Origin of the sequence: Burkholderia sp. HMSC10F09 (assembly GCF_001806955.1) — a bacterium.
Classification (GTDB): Bacteria; Pseudomonadota; Gammaproteobacteria; order Burkholderiales; family Burkholderiaceae; genus Burkholderia; species Burkholderia multivorans.
Map to the genome: position 1 here is coordinate 1 of NZ_KV786910.1, position 19,133 is coordinate 19,133.

The following is a 19,133-nucleotide window of genomic DNA, read 5'->3' on the forward strand; positions in this document are numbered from 1 at the left end:
TGCGCCGGCCGCGCACTGACGCCGCCCGCAGCGCTCGTGGCCGTCGCGGCCGCGATGCGCGATGCCCGCGACACCGGCCTTACGCGCCGGCGCGGGCGGTATAATCGACGTTTTTCCCGGTCGGCAGGATTGTCCTGGTCATCCGGAGCCCGCGTGGGCGTTCCGGCGATGCACCGGGCGCCGGCGGCCGGGCCCGGCACGGCCCGCCTGTTCCTGCGCCGGGCAAGCACGATTTTCGATCCACTCCGCGCGCGAGCCGTCGCGTCGCATAAAGCCTAGTCCGAACCACACCATGCACGAGAGATACGTACCCGCCGACGTCGAAGCCGCCGCCCAGGGCGACTGGCGCGCAGCCGATGCCTACAAGACGCAGGAAGACGCGCAGAAGCCGAAGTTCTACTGCGTGTCGATGCTGCCGTATCCGTCCGGCAAGCTGCACATGGGTCACGTGCGCAACTACACGATCAACGACGTGATGTACCGCTATCTGCGGATGAACGGCTACAACGTGCTGATGCCGATGGGCTGGGACGCGTTCGGGATGCCCGCGGAGAACGCCGCGATGGCCAACGGCGTGCCGCCCGCGAAGTGGACCTACGACAACATCGACTACATGAAGGGCCAGATGCAGTCGATGGGCCTCGCGATCGACTGGTCGCGCGAGATCGCGACCTGCAAGCCCGACTACTACAAGTGGAACCAGTGGCTGTTCCTGAAGATGCTCGAGAAGGGCATCGCATACAAGAAGACGGGAACCGTGAACTGGGATCCGGTCGACCAGACCGTGCTCGCGAACGAGCAGGTGATCGACGGCCGCGGCTGGCGCTCGGGCGCGCTCGTCGAGAAGCGCGAAATCCCGATGTACTACCTGCGCATCACGCAGTACGCGGACGAGCTGCTGAACGACCTCGACGGCCTCGGCTGGCCCGAGCGCGTGAAGATCATGCAGCAGAACTGGATCGGCAAGAGCTTCGGCGTGAACTTCGGCTTCCCGTACGAACTCGACGGCGAGAAGCAGCTGCTGCGCGTGTTCACGACGCGCGCCGACACGATCATGGGCGTCACGTTCTGTGCGATCGCGGCCGAGCATCCGCTCGCCACGCGCCTCGCGCAGGGCAAGCCCGAGCTGCAGGCGTTCATCGACGAATGCAAGCGCGGCGGCGTCGCCGAGGCCGACATGGCGACGATGGAGAAGAAGGGCGTCGCGACCGGCTTCTCGGTCACGCATCCGCTGACGGGCGAGCCGGTCGAGGTGTGGATCGGCAACTACGTGCTGATGAGCTACGGCGAGGGCGCCGTGATGGGTGTGCCGGGCCATGACGAACGCGACTTCGCGTTCGCGAAGAAGTACGGCCTGCCGATCAAGCAGGTGATCGCGGCCGAAGGCCATACGTACTCGCTCGACGCCTGGCAGGAGTGGTACGGCGACAAGGACATCGCGGTCTGCATCAACAGCGGCAAGTACGACGGCCTCGGCTACGCGGCGGCCGTCGATGCGGTCGCGGCCGACCTGAAGGCGGGCGGCTTCGGCGACAAGCAGGTCACGTGGCGTCTGCGCGACTGGGGCATTTCGCGCCAGCGCTACTGGGGCACGCCGATCCCGATCATCCACTGCCCGTTGTGCGGCGACGTGCCGGTGCCGGAACAGGACCTGCCCGTCGTGCTGCCGGAAGACCTCGTGCCGGACGGCTCGGGCAACCCGCTCGCAAAGTCCGAAGCGTTCCTGAACTGCACGTGTCCGAAGTGCGGCGCGGCCGCGAAGCGCGAAACCGACACGATGGACACCTTCGTCGATTCGTCGTGGTACTTCTCGCGCTACACGGCGCCGGACGCCGAGACGATGGTCGACGCGCGCACCGACTACTGGATGCCGATGGACCAGTACATCGGCGGCATCGAGCACGCGATCCTGCACCTGCTGTATTCGCGCTTCTGGACGAAGGTGATGCGCGACCTCGGCCTCGTGAAGTTCGGCGAGCCGGCGAAGAACCTGCTCACGCAGGGCATGGTGCTGAACGAGACGTACTATCGCGAGGACGCGGCGGGCAAGAAGACCTGGTACAACCCGGCCGACGTGACCGTCACGCACGACGACAAGGGCCGCCCGGTCGGCGCGACGCTGAACGCCGACGGCCAGCCGGTCGTGCTCGGCGGCATCGAGAAGATGTCGAAATCGAAGAACAACGGCGTCGATCCGCAGGTGCTGATCGACCAGTACGGCGCGGATACCGCGCGCCTGTTTACGATGTTCGCCGCGCCGCCCGAGCAGCAGCTCGAGTGGTCGGGCGCCGGCGTCGAAGGCGCGAGCCGCTTCCTGCGCCGCGTGTGGAGCTTCGGCTATGCGAACCGCGAAGCGCTCGCCTCGCGCGCGGGCTTCGATGCGGCCGCGCTCGGCGACGCCGACAAGGCGCTGCGCCGCGAAATCTACAGCGTGCTGAAGCAGGCCGACTTCGACTATCAGCGTCTGCAATACAACACGGTCGTGTCGGCCGCGATGAAGATGCTGAACGCGATCGACGGGGCGAAGGGCGCGACGCCGGCCGTGCTGCGCGAAGCGTACGGCGTGCTGCTGCGCGTGCTGTATCCGGTGGTTCCGCACGTCACGTACGAGCTCTGGAAGGCGCTCGGCTATGCCGACGAATTCGGTCCGCTGCTCGACGCGCCGTGGCCGAAGGTCGACGAGGCGGCGCTCGAGCAGGCCGAGATCGAACTCGTGCTGCAGGTGAACGGCAAGGTGCGCGGCGCGCTGAAGGTCGCGAAGGACGCGAGCCGCGAGGCGATCGAAGCCGCGGCGCTGGCCGACGACGCGTTCGCGAAGTTCGGCGAAGGCAAGCCGGCGAAGAAGATCGTCGTCGTGCCGGGCCGCCTCGTGAACATCGTCGTCTGACGGCCGCCGGCCGTCGGGCGTACACAGAAGGAGCGAAGGTGATCCGCAGATCGTTTTTGATGCTCGTCGGCAGCGCGGTCGCGCTGTCCGCATGCGGTTTCCAGTTGCGCGGCCAGCAGGACTACGCGTTCAAGCACCTGCTGATCGCCGGTGCGCCGGCGCCGGTGTCGGCGCGGCTCACGCGCCTCGTCGAGGGCGGCAGCGACACGAAGATCGTCAAGTCGATCGACGATGCCGATGCCGTGCTGCGCATGTGGGAGTCGCGCGGCCAGAACACGCTGACGCTGAACCAGTACGGTTCCGCGCAGGAATATGCGCTGTTCTACACGCTGAACTACACGCTGACGAGCAAGGACGGCACCGTGCTGATTCCGCCGAGCGCGATCGCGCTGAACCGCGCGATGACGTACAGCGACCAGTACACGAACGCGAAGGCGCAGGAAGCGGACATCCTGTACGCGGACATGCAGAACGACGCGGTCGATCAGCTGATGCGCCGCCTCGCGATCGTGCATTCGCTGACGCCGCGTCCGGAAGACGTGGTGCCGGGCGTCGCGCCGCGCGCGCCGCTGCCGCCGCCGCCGCTTTGATCCCCGCCGCACGCACCGATGCAATTGCGACTTGATGCACTGGAGCCGCACCTCGCGAAGGGGTTGGCCGGGCTCTACACCGTCTACGGCGACGAGCCGCTGCTCGCGCAGGAGGCGTGCGACCGCATTCGCGCGGCCGCGCGCGCGGCCGGCTTCACCGAGCGTTCGGTGCATACGGTCGAGCGCGGCTTCGACTGGAGCGTGCTGCTCGGCGCGACGCAGGCGATGTCGCTGTTCGGCGAGCGCCAGCTGATCGAGCTGCGTATTCCGTCGGGCAAGCCGGGCAAGGAAGGGGCCGACGCGCTGAAGGCGCTGGCGGCCGCCGACAATCCCGATGCGCTGATGCTCGTCACGCTGCCGCGTCTGGATGCGGCCACGCAGAAGTCCGCGTGGTTCACCGCGCTGCAGAACGGTGGCGTCGCGCTGAAGATCGATCCGGTCGACCGCGCGCAGCTGCCGAACTGGATCGGCCAGCGTCTCGCGATGCAGGGGCAGCGCGTCGCGCCCGGCGACGACGGCCGGCGCGCACTGCAGTTCATCGCCGAGCGCGTCGAGGGCAACCTGCTCGCGGCGCATCAGGAAATCCAGAAGCTCGGGCTGCTCTATCCGCAGGGCGTGCTGTCGTTCGAGCAGGTGCACGATGCCGTGCTGAACGTTGCGCGCTACGACGTGTTCAAGCTGAACGAAGCGATGCTTGCCGGCGACGCCGCGCGGCTAGCGCGGATGATCGACGGGCTCAAGGGCGAGGGCGAGGCGATCGTGCTCGTGATGTGGGCCGTCGTCGAGGAGTTGCGCACGCTGCTGCGGATCAAGCGCGGCACCGCGGCCGGCAAGCCGCTCGCGACGCTGCTGCGCGAGAACCGCGTATGGGGCCCGCGCGAGCGGCTGATCGGCCCGGCGCTGAACCGCGTGTCCGAGGCCGTGCTCGAAAAGGCGCTCGCGTTTGCCGCGAAGCTCGACCGGCAGGTCAAGGGTCTCGCCGCCGTGACGCCCGGCCGCCGCACGCACGACGATCCGCCGCCCGATCCGTGGGACGGGCTGTTTCAGCTTGCGATGACGGTCGCCGGGCCGCAGCACGAGCGACCGCCGACCGCGGGTCGCGTGCGGCGTTAGGTCCCGTTCCGGGCGTCAGCGTACGCATCGCAACCCGCTTACAATGCTCCGAAGCTGGCGCAGCCTGCCCGCTGCCGCACCGGGCGCCGCGCCACGCCAGCCCCACGAATTCATGCCGCGCCACGCGGCTCGCTTCTCGAGTCACACGATGGATATCGATCAGTACATGACCGACCTGGGCCGCCGCGCCCGGCACGCGTCGCGCGCGATGGCGCGCGCCAGCACCGCCGCGAAGAACGCGGCGCTCGAGGCCGTCGCGCGCGCGATCGAGCGCGATGCGCAGGCCCTGAAGGACGCGAACGCGCGCGACGTCGCGCGGGCGCGCGAAAAGGGGCTCGATGCGGCGTTCGTCGATCGGCTGACGCTGTCCGACAAGGCACTGAAGACGATGGTCGAAGGGCTGCGCCAGGTCGCGTCGCTGCCGGACCCGATCGGCGAGATCGGCAATCTGAAGTTCCGCCCGAGCGGGATCCAGGTCGGTCAGATGCGCGTGCCGCTCGGCGTGATCGGGATCATCTACGAGTCGCGCCCGAACGTGACGATCGACGCGGCCGCACTGTGCCTGAAATCGGGCAATGCGACGATCCTGCGCGGTGGCTCGGAAGCGCTCGAATCGAACACCGCGCTCGCGAAACTGATCGGCGAAGGGCTCGCGGCGGCCGGGCTGCCGCACGATGCCGTGCAGGTCGTCGAGACGGCCGATCGCGCGGCCGTCGGCAAGCTGATCACGATGACCGAATACGTCGACGTGATCGTGCCGCGCGGCGGCAAGAGCCTGATCGAGCGACTGATCAACGAAGCGCGCGTGCCGATGATCAAGCACCTCGACGGCATCTGCCACGTCTACGTCGACGATCGCGCGGATCTCGACAAGGCGCTGACCGTCTGCGACAACGCGAAGACGCACCGCTACGGCACCTGCAATACGATGGAGACGCTGCTCGTCGGGAGCGGCATCGCGGCGAAGGTGCTGCCGCCGCTCGGCAAGCTGTATCGCGACAAGCAGGTCGAGCTGCGCGTCGATGCGGCCGCGCGCGCGGTGCTCGCCGATGCGGGCGTCGGCCCGCTCGTCGACGCGACCGAGGCAGACTGGCACACCGAATATCTCGCGCCGGTGCTCGCGATCAAGATCGTCGACGGGCTCGATGCGGCGATCGAGCACATCAACCATTACGGCTCGCATCATACCGATGCGATCGTCACCGAGGATCACGACCGTGCGATGCGCTTCCTGCGTGAAGTCGATTCGGCGAGCGTGATGGTCAACGCGTCGACGCGGTTCGCGGACGGCTTCGAGTTCGGCCTCGGCGCCGAGATCGGCATCTCGAACGACAAGCTGCACGCGCGCGGCCCCGTCGGCCTCGACGGGCTGACGTCGCTGAAGTACGTCGTGCTGGGGCACGGCGAAGGCCGGCAGTAACGCGAAGCGAGGCGCAAACCGATGGCGATGCTCTGGATCAAGACCTTCCATATCGTTCTGATCGCCGCGTGGTTCGCGGGCCTGTTCTATCTGCCGCGCATCTACGTGAACCTCGCGATGGAAACCGATCCGGCCGCGGTGCGCCGGCTGCTGCTGATGGCGCGCAAGCTGTTTCGCTTCATGACGTTCATTGCGGTGCCGGCGCTCGCATGCGGCTTGTGGCTCTGGCTCGTGATCGGCATCGGACAGGGGCAGGGCTGGATTCACGCGAAGGTGACGGTCGTGCTGCTGCTGATCGTCTATCACGCGTACTGCGGGCATCTGCTGAAGGTGTTCGAGCGCGGCGAGAACCGTCGCACCGACAAGTGGTATCGCGTGTTCAACGAACTGCCGGTGCTCGGCATGCTGGCTGCGGTCGCGCTGGTCGTGATCAAGCCGTTCTGAGCGGCGCAGGCCGACGATACGCGGCAAGCGCACGGCGCCCTTCGGGGCGCCGTTTGTTTTTGCGTCGTGCGTGGCGAGCCCTCAGTCCTTCGCGCCGTCGTCGATCCGGCGGCGCGTGATCGCTTCCTTCGCGCGGCCGACGCGTTCCATCAGCGCCGGCCCGCGCGACAGCGCGACGCCGACCGCGAGGATGTCGCCGATCGCGAGGTGCGACATGCGCGACGTCATCGGCGAAAACACGTCGGTTTCCTCCGCGATGTTCGATGCGAGGCTGACGGTCGCGAGCTTCGCGAGCGGCGAGTGGCTGTGCGTGATCGCGACGACCTTCGCGCCGCACGCGAGCGCCGCACGCGCCGCGTCGACGATGTCGCGCGTGCGGCCCGTGTTCGAGATTGCGACGACGACGTCCTGCGGGCCGAGCAGCGCGGCCGACATCGAGAACGTGTGCGGATCCGAATACGCGACGCTCGGCACGCCGAGCCGGAAGAACTTGTGCTGGATGTCCTGCGCGGCGATGCCCGAGCCGCCCGCACCGTAGAACTCGATGCGCGACGCATTCGACAGCAGGGCGATCGCCTCGGCGACGCTGCCGGCCGACAGGCTGTTGCGCACCTCGATCAGCGCGCCGATCGTTCGGTCGAACACCTTGCCGATGATGCCGGGCGCCGGCTCGTCGGGTTCGACGTCGCGATAGACCGACGACACGCCGGGCGCGACGCTCTGCGCGAGCCGGATCTTGAATTCGCGAAAGCCGCTGCAGCCGAGCGCCTGGCAGAAGCGCGCGATCGTCGGCTGGCTGACGCCCGCGCGTGCCGACAGCTCGGTCATCGCGAGGTCGAGCACCTCGCGCGGCGCGGCGAGAATGTAGTCGGCGAGCTTGCGCTCGGACGGGCGCAGTTCGGCGCGGATCGCTTCGATACGGGGCAACATGGGGCAGAGGCAGGAAATCGGGTTCGGATGAGCGAGTGTATCGCAGTCGAATTGTAGAAAATCTACATGAAAATGCTAGCGAAAACCGCAGGGTTTTCCGCGAGAGACAATCATCGGCGTAAGGGTTTTCACTAATCAGTCATTGGCTCTTAGCGGGAATGCCCGTTGCAGGACGATGAAACCGCATTGCGCGTGTGTAGTTTTTCTACTAGACTGCGTTCGTTCGGTCGACGCATCGACCGTCCCCACGATTCCAACCGCCGGCGCGGCCGGCATACAGGAGCGCCCAGCATGACGTCGCTGCATCCCACTCTGGCGAAAGTCACCGAACGCGTGATCGCCCGCAGCCAATCGACCCGTTCCGCCTATCTGCAGCGCATCGACGGCGCGCAAGGCAAGTTCCCGGCGCGCGGCGCGCTGTCGTGCGCGAACCTCGCGCACGGCTTCGCGGGTCTCGAGGGCAGCGACAAATTCGCGATCAAGGCGATTCGCGAGCCGAATATCGGCATCGTTTCGTCGTACAACGAGATGCTGTCCGCGCATGCGCCGTACAAGGACTTCCCCGACATCATCAAGGCCGCCGCGCGCGAGAACGGCGGCGTCGCGCAGTTCGCGGGCGGCGTGCCGGCGATGTGCGACGGCATCACGCAGGGCAATCCGGGGATGGAGCTGTCGCTGTTCTCGCGCGAGGCCATCGCGATGGGCACGGCAATCGCGCTCACGCACAACATGTTCGACGCGGCGCTGTGCCTCGGCATCTGCGACAAGATCGTGCCGGGCCTGCTGATCGGCGCGCTGCAGTTCGGCCACTTGCCGACGATCTTCGTGCCGGCCGGCCCGATGACGAGCGGCCTGTCGAACGACGACAAGGCGAAGATCCGCCAGCAGTTCGCGACGGGCCAGGTCGGCCGCGACGCGCTGCTCGAAGCCGAGTCGGCCGCCTATCACGGTCACGGCACCTGCACGTTCTACGGCACGGCGAACAGCAATCAGATGCTGATGGAGCTGATGGGGCTGCATCTGCCGGGCGCCGCGTTCATCCATCCGCACACGCCGTTGCGCGACGCGCTGACGGCCGAAGCCGCGCGCCGCGTGCTCGATCTGACCGTCGAGCGCGGCCAGTACACGCCGATCGGCCACGTGATCGACGAGAAGGCGATCGTCAACGGCATCGTCGCGCTGCTCGCGACCGGCGGCTCGACCAACCATACGCTACACCTCGTCGCGATCGCGCGCGCGGCTGGCGTGCTGATCGACTGGAACGACTTCGACGAACTGTCGGCCGTCGTGCCGCTGCTCGCGAAGATCTACCCGAACGGCAAGGCCGACGTGAACCATTTCCATGCGGCAGGCGGCGTCGCGTTCCTCGTGCGCAATCTGCTCGAAGGCGGCCTGCTGCACGAAGACGTGACGACGGTCGCCGGCAAGGGGCTGTCGCACTACACGAAGGAGCCGAAGCTGATCGACGGCAAGCTGACGTGGGTCGACGGCGCGGCCGAGAGCCACGACACGAAGGTGCTGCGCAGCATTCGCGATCCGTTCCAGCCGGACGGCGGCCTGCGTCTGATGCAGGGCCGGCTGGGCCGCGGCGTGATCAAGATTTCGGCCGTCGCGCCCGAGCACCGCAAGGTGAAGGCGCCGGCGATCGTGTTCGACTCGCAGGAAGCGGTGCAGGAGGCGTTCGATCGCGGCGAGCTGAAGCGCGATTTCGTCGCGGTCGTGCGTTTCCAGGGGGCGCGTGCGAACGGCATGCCGGAGCTGCATCGTTTGACGCCGCTGCTCGGCGTGCTGCAGGATCAGGGCTTCCACGTCGCGCTCGTCACCGACGGGCGCATGTCGGGCGCGTCGGGCAAGGTGCCGGCCGTGATCCATCTGTCGCCGGAAGCGCTGCTGGGCGGCCCGATCGGCAAGGTGAAGACGGGCGACCTGCTCGTGATCGATGCGGAAGCCGGCGTGCTCGACATCGACGTCGACGCCGCCGAATGGGAGGCGCGCCCCGTCGCGCAGCCGCAGCATCAGGCCGACAACGAGGTCGGGTTCGGGCGCGAGCTGTTCGGCGTGTTCCGCGCGGCGGCCGCGCCGGCCGAGCAGGGCGCATCGGTTTTCGGGGCGCTGGTCGGCGAAACGGCAGCCCGCGTCGCCGCATGAATTTCCAGATCAAGGAGTGTTATCGATGAAGACGATTGCCGAAATCGTGAAGCTGGGCCCCGTCATTCCGGTGCTCGCGTTCGACTCGGTCGAGCAGGGCGAGCATGTGTCGCGTGCGCTGCACGCGGGCGGCGTGAAGGTGCTCGAGATCACGCTGCGCACGCCGGCCGGCCTCGAGGCGATCCAGCGCGCGAGCCAGCTCGCGGACGACATCGTCGTCGGCGTCGGCACGATCACGAAGCCCGAGCACTGCGCGCAGGCGAAGCGCGCGGGCGCGAAGTTCGGCGTCTCGCCGGGCCTGACGAAGGAACTGCACCTCGCGTCGCTCGACGCGGACCTGCCGCTGCTGCCGGGCGTCATGACGCCGAGCGACATCATCCAGGCGCTCGAATTCGGCTACGAGATCGTCAAGTTCTTCCCCGCGCAACAGGCGGGCGGCGTGCCGATGCTGCAGGCATTCCACGGCCCGTTCCCGACGCTCAAGTTCTGCCCGACGGGCGGCATCACGGCCGATACCGCGCCGACTTTCCTGAAACAGCCGAACGTCGTGTGCGTCGGCGGCTCGTGGCTCACGCCGAAGGCGGCACTTGCCGCGCAGGACTGGGCCGAAGTCACGCGTCTCGCGCAAGCCGCCAGCCAGCTGCCGCGCTAAGACTTGCATCCGGCGACCGTCCAACCCTCGGTAAACGAGCGCTTAGTGCTTGTTTTACCGAGGGTTTTTGCTGATGGAACCGGTTCTATCCGCGGGGCGTAAAGATAAGTAAAATTCAGCGTCCTGACGGGGTGGGAACCCCCCGTGTATCGGAGACCTGCATAGCCGGGCATACTCGCTACCACTCGCCCGGTTTCGAACAATCCAAGGAGGAGTGCCACATGGGGGCTGTCCAAGGCAGCATGCTGCTCGTATTCACGCTGATCGCGATCGCCGCGCTGATCCTGATGATCGCGCGCTTCAAGATCTACCCGTTCCTGGTGCTGATCATCGTGTCGCTCGGCCTCGGTCTGGCCGTCGGCATGCCGATGGACAAGATCGTCAAGTCGTTCGAGACGGGCACGGGCGGCACGCTCGGCCATATCGCGATCGTCGTCGGCCTCGGTACGATGCTCGGCAAGATGATGGCCGAGTCGGGCGGCGCCGAGCGGATCGCGACCACGCTGATCGACTGGTTCGGCGAGAAGAACATCCACTGGGCGATGATGTTCGTCGCGATCATCGTCGGTCTGCCGGTGTTCTTCGAAGTCGGCTTCGTGCTGCTGATCCCGATCGCGTTCAACGTCGCCAAGCGTACCGGCAAGTCGCTGCTCGTCGTCGGCCTGCCGATGGTGGCGGGCCTGTCCGTCGTGCACGGGCTGATTCCGCCGCACCCGGCCGCGCTGCTGGCCGTTCAGCAATACGGCGCCGATATCGGCAAGACGATCGCCTTCGGCCTGATCGTCGGCGTGCCGACCGCGATCATCGCCGGTCCGCTGTTCGCGCTGACCATTTCGAAGTTCGTGAAGCTCGCCGAAAACAATCCGCTCGCGTCGCAGTTCGTCGATACGCGTGCCGGCGGCCGCGAGCGTCCGCTGCCGGGCTTCGGCATCACGCTGTTCACGATTCTCCTGCCGGTCGTGCTGATGCTCGTCGGCAGCTGGGCCGATCTGGTGTTCGCGCCGAAGTCGCTGCCGAACAACCTGCTGCGCTTTGCCGGCAATTCGGACGTCGCGCTGCTGATCGCCGTGCTCGTGAGCTTCTTCACGTTCGGCAAGCTGCAGGGCTTCAATCGCGACCAGATCCAGAAGTTCTGCGGCGAATGTCTCGCGCCGATCGCCGGCATCACGCTGATCGTGGGCGCGGGCGGCGGCTTCGGCGGCGTCCTGCGCGACAGCGGGATTTCGCAGCAGATCGTCGAAACCGCGAAGCACGCGCACCTGTCGCCGCTGCTGCTCGGCTGGTTCGTCGCCGCGCTGATGCGTCTTGCGACGGGTTCGGCGACGGTCGCGATGACGACCGCATGCGGCATCGTCGCGCCGATCGCGGCCGCGGCCGGCACGACGGTGAGCCCGGAGCTGCTCGTGCTCGCCACGGGGTCGGGCTCCCTGATCTTCTCGCACGTGAACGATGGCGGTTTCTGGCTGATCAAGGAATACTTCGGGATGACGGTCGGTCAGACGTTCAAGACGTGGTCGTTGCTGGAAACGATCATCTCGGTGCTCGGCCTCGGCTTCACGTTGCTGCTGAGCATGGTTCTGTAACAAGGGGTAGTCAATGATTTTGATCGCAATGGGCGTGTCGGGCGCGGGCAAATCGCGAATCGGCGAAATGCTGGCGCAACGCCTGTCGTGCAGCTATACCGACGGCGACGCGTTTCACAGCGCCGCCAACAAGGAGAAGATGCACCACGGGATTCCGTTGACCGACGACGACCGCTGGCCGTGGCTGCGCGCGATCCGCGCGGCCATCGAGGAAAAGCAGCGGGCCGGCGAGACGGCCGTCTTCACGTGCTCGTCGCTGAAGCGGTCGTACCGCGACGTGCTGCGCGGGCACGACACGGACGTGCGATTCGTGTATCTGAAGGGTTCGTTCGAGGTCTTGCGCGAGCGTCTGAAGACGCGCACCGGCCATTTCTTCGATCCGTCGCTGCTGCAGAGCCAGCTCGACACGCTCGAGGAGCCGGGCCCGGACGAAGCGATCGAGGTCAGCATCGAGCTGACGCCCGAACAGATCGTCGATCAGGTGATCGCAAAGATGGGCACCGCGCAGCAGCATTGAGGGCAGGGCGGGACGCACGTTCCACTGACACCGCTCGATATGCCGCTGATGAAGGGCCGAGTCCTGTTTGCGTACAGGGCTCGGCCCTTTTTAGTTGGTGGGCCCGTAGCCGATCAGCGCTTCCGTGCGCTTATTCCAGCCTCATAGCACTTCGGCGATATGGAGCCCGCACCAAGGGCATTCCGCGCTTCAGCGCGGATCTGCCTCAAACCGCCTCACCTTTCCCGGCAGCGCCGCCGCCTGCCTGACGCGCAATCCCGTCGAGCAGAACCTCGACCATCGTCTCGTGCACCACCGCCGGATCGAGCGCCGCATAAAGCGGCGCGGCCGCCTTGACCAGCGGATACCCCGTATCCGACAGCGCGTCCATTTCCGCGAGCTCGATGTCGTTCGCGGGCCGCGTGAGGCCGCCGGCCTCGGCCGCCGCGAGCCCGATCACGCTCGCATACCAGCCGACGCACACGGTCGGGCGCGCGTTCGCCGCGACGCCGGCGTCGGCGAGCGCGCGGTGCACGGCCTCGACATGCGCGAGATCGGCGGGCCCCGTGCTCATATGCCGCTGCAGCAGCCCGAACGCGACCGGATGGCGCAGCGCCAGCGCACGGTATTGGCGCGCGAGGTCGCGCAGCCGGTCGCGCCACGGCAGCGCGTCGTCGAGCGGCACGAGTGCACGCGACAGCGCGTTCGCGATCGCGCGGTTCAGCCCTTCCTTCGACTTGAAGTGATACAGCACGCTCATCGGATCGCAGCCGATCGACTGCGCGAGCTTGCGCACGCTGAACGCGGCTTCGCCGACCGTTTCGAGCAGCGCAAGCGCGGCCGCGACGATCGCTTCCTTGTCGAGGCCGCGCGGGCCTGGGGCAGATTTGTCCTTCATCGGAGCAATGCAGCCGCGCACGGCGCGCGGATGAAAGGTTGACGAAAGCTTATTCTACACTGTAGAATTATTTCTGCGGTGTAGAAATTGGGTGTCCCGGCACCTTTCAATGCGTGCGTTTCGCCCGGTCCGGGATCCAGGCGGCCACGCGCGTGGCCGCCGTCAACACGGGCCGCTGCGCCCCGTTTCTCGTTGACACCCAAGTGGAACCGGCTGCCCCACCCGCGAAGCCCGAACGGCTCTTCGACTGGCGGCCCAAGACCATGCAAGTGCGAACATGACTTCCATTCCCTCGCTGCTCGAGCGCGAATCGCGTTTCGAAGCCACGCAACTGAATATCGAAAAAGACAACTGGAACTGGTGCGACCCGGCACGCTACGCCGGCGAACGCCCGGCGAACTGGTACGAGGCATCGCTGTCCCGCTGGGACAACGCGGCGCCGCTCGCGCACGATGCAGTGTGCGACGTGCTCGTGATCGGCGCCGGTCTGCTCGGCGCGTCGGCCGCGCTGCATCTCGCGGAGGCGGGCGTCGACACGATCCTCGTCGACAAGCATCACGTCGGCTCGGCCGCGTCCGGCCGCAACGGCGGCCAGCTGACGCCCGGCCTCGCGCGCTGGGAAGCGGCCGACATGATCGAGCGTCTCGCGCATGAGGACGCGAAGCGGCTGTGGCGTTTCGCATCGTCGGAATCGATGGCGCTGATCGATGCGATCGCCGCGCGCTACGCGCTCGACCTCGATCGCGGGCGCGGCCACGTGACGGCCGCCGTTCATCCCGGCCACATGAGCGCGCTGCTCGACGGCGCGGATGCGCGCCGTCATCTCGGCGACGCGAGCGTGACGCTCGTCGGCAAGCATCAGCTGCACGACGAATACGTGCGCTCGCCGCTCTATCACGGTGCGGCGATCGATGCGCTCGGCGGCCAGCTTCATCCGCTCGCGCTCGTGCGCGGCCTCGTCCACGGCTTTCGTGCCAACGGCGGCGCGCTCTACGAATGCACGGAGGTGCTCGAACTCGACGAAACGCCCGCGGGCGTCGTCGCGACGACGCCGGGCGGCACGATCACCGCGCGCAAGGGTGTCGTGCTCGCGCTGCACAACACGACGTTCCGGCTGTTCGACGACGGCGCGGCGACGACCGTGCCGTTCTTCACGTACGTGAGCGTGACGGCGCCGCTCGAAGTCGACGTCGCGTCGCTGATGCCGGCCGGCATGCCGGTGTACGACACGCAGTTCCAGATCGACTACTACCGGCCGGTGCGCGGCAACCGGCTGCTGTTCGGCGGGCAGGGCACCGGCACCTGCTGGCCGCAGCACGATGCGAACGCGTATCTGCTCACGCGATTGAATGCGGTGTTTCCGCAATACGACGGCCGGTTCGCGCTCGACTACAGCTGGAGCGGCGTCAGCGACTTCACGCTGAACGGCGCGACCGACAGCCGCAAGACCGCGGGCCGCGTGCCGGTGTACATGGTGCAGGGCTGGAGCGGGCACGGCGTCGCGCAGACGGTGCGGATCGGCAAGGCGATCTGCGACGACTTCGTCGGCCGCAACGACGACTTCTCGATGCTGACCGGCATCGACCATCGCGAGATTCCGCTCGGCCGTCAGCTGTCGCCGGTTGCGATTCCGGCCGCAAAGGCGGCGATGAGCGTGATGAGCGCGCTGAATCCGGGGAAGATGATCTCGTTCTGACGCATCGCGCGTGCGCCTCCGCACGCGACAACCGCGCATGAAAACGAAAACGCCCGATGCATTGCATCGGGCGTTTCGCTATGGAGTGTGTGGGCGACGAAACGGCGCGAACGTGCGCCGCCGTGCCGTTACGCGATCCGCTTCGCGAGTTCGATGGCCTTGCCGATATACGACGCGGGCGTCATCGCGAGCAGGCGGTCCCTGGCGTCCTGCGGAATCGCGAGCGTGCCGATGAACTGCTGCAGCGCTTCGCGCGTAATGCCCTTGCCGCGCGTCAGCTCCTTCAGCTGCTCGTACGGGTTCTCGATCCCGTAGCGGCGCATCACGGTCTGCACCGGCTCGGCCAGCACTTCCCAGCAGTTGTCGAGATCTTCGTTCAGACGCTGCGGGTTCACTTCGAGCTTGTCGAGGCCGCGGATCAGCGCGTCGTACGCGAGCAGCGAATAGCCGAGCGCGACGCCCATGTTGCGCAGGACCGTCGAGTCGGTCAGGTCGCGCTGCCAGCGCGATACCGGGAGCTTGTCGGCGAGGTGGCGCAGCGTCGCGTTCGCGAGGCCGAGGTTGCCTTCCGAGTTCTCGAAGTCGATCGGGTTCACCTTGTGCGGCATCGTCGACGAGCCGATTTCGCCGGCCTTCGTCTTTTGCTTGAAGTAGCCGAGCGCGATGTAGCCCCAGACGTCGCGGTCGAGGTCGAGCAGGATCGTGTTCGCGCGCGCGACCGCGTCGAACAGTTCGGCCATGTAGTCGTGCGGCTCGATCTGGATCGTGTACGGGTTGAACGTGAGTTTCAGGCGGTTTTCGATCACGTCGCGCGAAAACGCTTCCCAGTCGAATTCCGGATACGCGGACAGGTGCGCGTTGAAGTTGCCCACCGCGCCGTTCATCTTGCCGAGGATTTCGACCTTCTCGATGCGCGCGATCGCACGCGCGAGCCGCGCGGCGACGTTCGCGAGCTCCTTGCCGAGCGTCGTCGGGCTCGCCGGCTGGCCGTGCGTGCGCGACAGCATCGGCTGCTCGGCGTGCGCGTGTGCGAGCGCAACGAGACGCTGGTGGACCGTGCGCAGCGCCGGCAGGATCACGTGCTCGCGCGCGCCGGCGAGCATCATCCCGTGCGACGTGTTGTTGATGTCCTCGGACGTGCAGGCGAAGTGGATGAATTCGCTGGCCTTCTCGAGTTCGGGCTGGCCCTTCACCGATTCCTTCAGCCAGTATTCGACGGCCTTCACGTCGTGGTTCGTCACGCGCTCGATTTCCTTGATGCGCGCGGCATCGTGCGCGGTGAACCGCTCGACGAGCTGCAGCAGGAACTGCTCGGCGGCTTCGGAGAAGCGCGGGACTTCGGCGAAACCGGCGTGCGACAGCGCGATCAGCCAGTGCACCTCGACGGTGACGCGGTGACGCATGAAAGCGGCTTCGGAGAGCCAGTCGCGCAGCGCTTCGGTCTTGCTGGCGTAGCGGCCGTCGATGGGCGAGAGCGCGGTGAGCGCGAAAAGCGTATCGGGACGAGTGTCGGACATGATCGGGCGGGCCCTGGGGCCGGGTCGAGCGTGGAGAGGAGAATCCGGGATTTTACCATCGGCGCGCGCCGGCTCCGTCGCCCGCGGCCGCCTGCGATGGCCACGCGCGGCGCCGGTAAAATGCAGCCTTCTTCCGCTCGCCGCCCGCCGCGCCCGCCCGTATGGAACTGAAATGGCTCGAAGACTTCGTCTCGCTCGCGGAGACGCGCAGCTTTAGCCGGTCCGCCGAGCTGCGGCACGTGTCGCAGCCCGCGTTCTCGCGGCGCATCCAGGCGCTCGAAGCGTGGCTCGCGACCGAGCTGATCGACCGCTCCGTCTATCCGACGCGGCTCACGCAGGCCGGCCAGATCTTCTACGAGCAGGCGCTGACGATGCTGTCGCAGGCGCACGAGGCGCGCACGCTGCTGCGCGGCCACGTCGGCGCGCCGGTGCCGACGATCGAGTTCGCGGTACCGCACACGCTGTCGCTCACCTACTTCCCGCGCTGGCTGCAGCGGATCGAGGCGAAGATGGGGCAGGTCCATACGCGGCTGCGCGCGCTGAACGTGCACGACGCGGTGCTGTCGCTCGTCGAGGGCGGCTGCGACCTCGTGATGGGCTATCACCATCCGAGCCATCCGGTCGCGCTGGACCCGGCCCGCTACGACATGCTGATCCTCGGCAGCGAACCGATCAGCGCGTTCTCGGCGCCCGGCCGCGCAGGCCGGCCGCGCTACACGCTGCCCGGCACGCCCGACGCGCGCGTACCGTATCTGTCGTACACGCCGAACGCCTATCTCGGCCGCATGACGGAAGTCATCATCGCGAACGCGCCGACGCCGCTGTTTCTCGATCGCGTGTACGAAACCGACATGGCCGAAGGGCTGAAGGCGATGGCGCTCGCGGGCCACGGCGTCGCGTTCCTGCCGCACAGCGCGGTCGAGGACGCGGTCGCGGGCGGCCGGCTGATCCGGCTCGACCGCGCCGTGCGCGGCGGCGCGCAGCCGTTCACGCTGACGATGGAGATCCGGCTCTACTGCGACAAGCTCGCGCTGCAGGGCGAGGAGCCGCGCCAGAAGCTCGTGCGTGCGCTATGGGACGTCGTGCGCGACGAGCTGCGCGAGACGGGCGGCTGAGGCCGTCGGCTGACGGCGCGCTTGCAGCGGCTGACTGCACGCTGACCGCCGGGCACGTCCGCGCGGCCGCGCAGGATTTTTCGCGCGCGCAAAGCACGGCCGATCGCGGCCGTTCTTGCGCAAATCGACCGCGGATTTGCGAAAAATCGCGATCATGCAAGAAACGCATAATCGAATAAGCAAACGGCATTGGATAAAAAAAACGGGTTTTTCGACAATGTGCGCAATCCGTTGAACGTTGGAGCATCCATGTCTTCGCAACTGCAGTCCATCCCGTCCTACTTGCACGCCGACGATCTCGGCCCGTGGGGCAACTACCTTCAGCAGGTCGATCGCGTCGCGCCGTACCTCGGTTCGCTGTCGCGCTGGCTGGAAACGCTGAAGCGTCCGAAGCGCATCCTGATCGTCGATGTGCCGATCGAGCTCGACAACGGTACCGTCGCGCACTTCGAAGGCTATCGCGTGCAGCACAACGTGTCGCGCGGCCCCGGCAAGGGCGGCGTGCGCTACCACCAGGACGTGACGCTGTCGGAAGTGATGGCACTGTCGGCATGGATGTCGGTGAAGAACGCCGCGGTGAACGTGCCGTACGGCGGTGCGAAGGGCGGCATTCGCGTCGACCCGCGCAAGCTGTCGCGCGGCGAGCTCGAGCGCGTCACGCGCCGCTACACGAGCGAAATCGGCATCATCATCGGCCCGAACACCGACATTCCGGCGCCGGACGTCAACACCAACGAACAGGTGATGGCGTGGATGATGGACACGTTCTCGATGAACCAGGGCCAGACGTCGACCGGCGTCGTGACCGGCAAGCCGATCTCGCTCGGCGGCTCGCTCGGCCGCAAGGAAGCGACCGGCCGCGGCGTGTTCGTCGTCGGCTGCGAAGCGGCGAAGAAGAAGGGCCTCGAAATCGAAGGCGCGCGCATCGCCGTGCAGGGCTTCGGCAACGTCGGCGGGATCGCCGCGAAGCTGTTCCAGGAAGCGGGCTCGAAGGTGATCGCGGTGCAGGATCACACGGGCACGATCTACCAGCCGGCCGGCCTCGACGCGAACAAGCTGCTCGACCACGTCGCGCGCACGGGCGGCGTCGCGGGCTTCGAAGGCGCGGAGCCGATGGCGAACGACGAATTCTGGACGGTCGAGACCGACATCCTGATCCCGGCGGCGCTGGAAAACCAGATCACCGAGAAGAACGCGTCGAAGATCCGCACGAAGATCATCGTCGAAGGCGCGAACGGCCCGACCACGACCGCGGCCGACGACATCCTGAGCGCGAACGGCGTGCTCGTGATCCCCGACGTGATCGCGAATGCGGGCGGCGTGACGGTGTCGTACTTCGAATGGGTGCAGGATTTCTCGAGCTTCTTCTGGACCGAAGACGAGATCAACCATCGCCTCGAGCGCGTGATGCGCGAAGCGTTCGCCGGCGTGTGGGCGGTCGCGGAAGAGCACAAGGTGTCGGTGCGTACGGCGGCGTTCATCGTCGCGTGCAAGCGCATCCTGATGGCGCGCGAAATGCGCGGCCTGTACCCCTGATCGGCGGCGCCGGCCGAACGCGGCCGGCGATCGCGATCGATCCATGACGCAATCCACCCGATTGCGTGCATGAACCCGCGCGGGCGGTGCCGAATCCGGCACCGCCCG

Annotated in this window: 16 protein-coding genes; 13 read left to right on the top strand and 3 right to left on the bottom strand. The window is 67.1% G+C overall.

What is annotated here, in order from left to right:
* The 6 genes from HMPREF3115_RS32055 to HMPREF3115_RS25880 all read left to right on the top strand — a co-directional run.
* The coding region (locus HMPREF3115_RS32055) for a hypothetical protein (RefSeq protein WP_218079222.1) at positions 1–279 on the top strand (279 nt) is incomplete at its 5' end.
* 13 nt (positions 280–292) lie between these two features.
* Positions 293–2,887 carry a leucine--tRNA ligase gene (gene leuS / locus HMPREF3115_RS25860; RefSeq protein ID WP_070556667.1) on the top strand — a complete coding sequence of 865 codons (2,595 nt, stop codon included), beginning with the start codon at positions 293–295 and terminating at the stop codon, positions 2,885–2,887.
* 38 nt (positions 2,888–2,925) lie between these two features.
* Entirely contained in the window at positions 2,926–3,477 is a 552-nt protein-coding gene (gene lptE / locus HMPREF3115_RS25865) for an LPS-assembly lipoprotein LptE (RefSeq protein ID WP_006400343.1), read from the top strand.
* Between the two features lie 18 nt (positions 3,478–3,495).
* A complete protein-coding gene (holA, locus tag HMPREF3115_RS25870) occupies positions 3,496–4,590 on the top strand; it encodes a DNA polymerase III subunit delta (protein WP_006407568.1) in 1,095 nt (364 codons plus the stop codon).
* Between the two features lie 148 nt (positions 4,591–4,738).
* Complete coding sequence (locus tag HMPREF3115_RS25875; protein ID WP_070556669.1) at positions 4,739–6,010, top strand: glutamate-5-semialdehyde dehydrogenase; 1,272 nt, start codon at positions 4,739–4,741, stop codon at positions 6,008–6,010.
* Positions 6,011–6,031: 21 nt separating this feature from the next.
* On the top strand, positions 6,032–6,454 hold the full coding sequence (locus HMPREF3115_RS25880) for a CopD family protein (RefSeq protein WP_006400340.1): 423 nt from the start codon (positions 6,032–6,034) through the stop codon (positions 6,452–6,454).
* 81 nt (positions 6,455–6,535) lie between these two features.
* On the opposite strand, the gene HMPREF3115_RS25885 is transcribed toward HMPREF3115_RS25880, so the two are convergent.
* Complete coding sequence (locus HMPREF3115_RS25885) at positions 6,536–7,384, bottom strand: MurR/RpiR family transcriptional regulator (protein WP_006407566.1); 849 nt, start codon at positions 7,382–7,384, stop codon at positions 6,536–6,538.
* A gap of 291 nt (positions 7,385–7,675) precedes the next feature.
* Here HMPREF3115_RS25885 and edd point away from each other — a divergent pair, with 291 nt between their 5' ends.
* From edd to HMPREF3115_RS25905, 4 genes are all read left to right on the top strand, one after another.
* Positions 7,676–9,532: a phosphogluconate dehydratase gene (gene edd, locus HMPREF3115_RS25890; RefSeq protein ID WP_070556671.1), complete on the top strand. Its 1,857-nt coding sequence runs from the start codon at positions 7,676–7,678 to the stop codon at positions 9,530–9,532.
* A gap of 25 nt (positions 9,533–9,557) precedes the next feature.
* Positions 9,558–10,184 (top strand): bifunctional 4-hydroxy-2-oxoglutarate aldolase/2-dehydro-3-deoxy-phosphogluconate aldolase, encoded by a 627-nt coding sequence (gene eda / locus HMPREF3115_RS25895; RefSeq protein ID WP_006400336.1) that lies wholly within the window; start codon positions 9,558–9,560, stop codon positions 10,182–10,184.
* Between the two features lie 221 nt (positions 10,185–10,405).
* Positions 10,406–11,767 (top strand): GntP family permease, encoded by a 1,362-nt coding sequence (locus HMPREF3115_RS25900; protein ID WP_006400334.1) that lies wholly within the window; start codon positions 10,406–10,408, stop codon positions 11,765–11,767.
* Positions 11,768–11,780: 13 nt separating this feature from the next.
* The gene (locus tag HMPREF3115_RS25905; protein WP_006400333.1) at positions 11,781–12,284 is read left to right on the top strand and encodes a gluconokinase; all 504 of its coding nucleotides are present in this window, start codon (positions 11,781–11,783) and stop codon (positions 12,282–12,284) included.
* 205 nt (positions 12,285–12,489) lie between these two features.
* Here the strand turns inward: HMPREF3115_RS25905 and HMPREF3115_RS25910 are convergent, their stop codons facing one another.
* Entirely contained in the window at positions 12,490–13,161 is a 672-nt protein-coding gene (locus HMPREF3115_RS25910) for a TetR/AcrR family transcriptional regulator (protein ID WP_006407563.1), read from the bottom strand.
* 277 nt (positions 13,162–13,438) lie between these two features.
* Between HMPREF3115_RS25910 and HMPREF3115_RS25915 the strand changes: the two genes are divergently transcribed.
* Positions 13,439–14,857 carry an NAD(P)/FAD-dependent oxidoreductase gene (locus HMPREF3115_RS25915; RefSeq protein WP_070556673.1) on the top strand — a complete coding sequence of 473 codons (1,419 nt, stop codon included), beginning with the start codon at positions 13,439–13,441 and terminating at the stop codon, positions 14,855–14,857.
* Between the two features lie 128 nt (positions 14,858–14,985).
* On the opposite strand, the gene purB is transcribed toward HMPREF3115_RS25915, so the two are convergent.
* Positions 14,986–16,374 carry an adenylosuccinate lyase gene (purB, locus tag HMPREF3115_RS25920; protein WP_070556675.1) on the bottom strand — a complete coding sequence of 463 codons (1,389 nt, stop codon included), beginning with the start codon at positions 16,372–16,374 and terminating at the stop codon, positions 14,986–14,988.
* A 161-nt stretch (positions 16,375–16,535) separates the two neighbouring features.
* On the opposite strand from purB, the gene HMPREF3115_RS25925 reads away from it, so the two are divergent.
* Both HMPREF3115_RS25925 and HMPREF3115_RS25930 read left to right on the top strand, forming a co-directional pair.
* On the top strand, positions 16,536–17,489 hold the full coding sequence (locus HMPREF3115_RS25925; protein WP_006407556.1) for a LysR substrate-binding domain-containing protein: 954 nt from the start codon (positions 16,536–16,538) through the stop codon (positions 17,487–17,489).
* Between the two features lie 249 nt (positions 17,490–17,738).
* Entirely contained in the window at positions 17,739–19,025 is a 1,287-nt protein-coding gene (locus HMPREF3115_RS25930; protein ID WP_006400326.1) for a Glu/Leu/Phe/Val family dehydrogenase, read from the top strand.
* Positions 19,026–19,133: the final 108 nt, after the last annotated feature.

Coding starts and splice junctions, on each gene's coding strand:
- holA (WP_006407568.1), top strand. CDS start 3,496: ATGCAATTGCGACTTGATGCACTGGAGCCGCACCTCGCGAAGGGGTTG.
- HMPREF3115_RS25925 (WP_006407556.1), top strand. CDS start 16,536: ATGGAACTGAAATGGCTCGAAGACTTCGTCTCGCTCGCGGAGACGCGC.
- HMPREF3115_RS25910 (WP_006407563.1), bottom strand. CDS start 13,161: ATGAAGGACAAATCTGCCCCAGGCCCGCGCGGCCTCGACAAGGAAGCG.
- HMPREF3115_RS25930 (WP_006400326.1), top strand. CDS start 17,739: ATGTCTTCGCAACTGCAGTCCATCCCGTCCTACTTGCACGCCGACGAT.
- HMPREF3115_RS25885 (WP_006407566.1), bottom strand. CDS start 7,384: ATGTTGCCCCGTATCGAAGCGATCCGCGCCGAACTGCGCCCGTCCGAG.
- HMPREF3115_RS25915 (WP_070556673.1), top strand. CDS start 13,439: ATGACTTCCATTCCCTCGCTGCTCGAGCGCGAATCGCGTTTCGAAGCC.
- purB (WP_070556675.1), bottom strand. CDS start 16,374: ATGTCCGACACTCGTCCCGATACGCTTTTCGCGCTCACCGCGCTCTCG.
- HMPREF3115_RS25905 (WP_006400333.1), top strand. CDS start 11,781: ATGATTTTGATCGCAATGGGCGTGTCGGGCGCGGGCAAATCGCGAATC.
- HMPREF3115_RS25900 (WP_006400334.1), top strand. CDS start 10,406: ATGGGGGCTGTCCAAGGCAGCATGCTGCTCGTATTCACGCTGATCGCG.
- edd (WP_070556671.1), top strand. CDS start 7,676: ATGACGTCGCTGCATCCCACTCTGGCGAAAGTCACCGAACGCGTGATC.
- HMPREF3115_RS25880 (WP_006400340.1), top strand. CDS start 6,032: ATGGCGATGCTCTGGATCAAGACCTTCCATATCGTTCTGATCGCCGCG.
- leuS (WP_070556667.1), top strand. CDS start 293: ATGCACGAGAGATACGTACCCGCCGACGTCGAAGCCGCCGCCCAGGGC.
- eda (WP_006400336.1), top strand. CDS start 9,558: ATGAAGACGATTGCCGAAATCGTGAAGCTGGGCCCCGTCATTCCGGTG.
- HMPREF3115_RS25875 (WP_070556669.1), top strand. CDS start 4,739: ATGGATATCGATCAGTACATGACCGACCTGGGCCGCCGCGCCCGGCAC.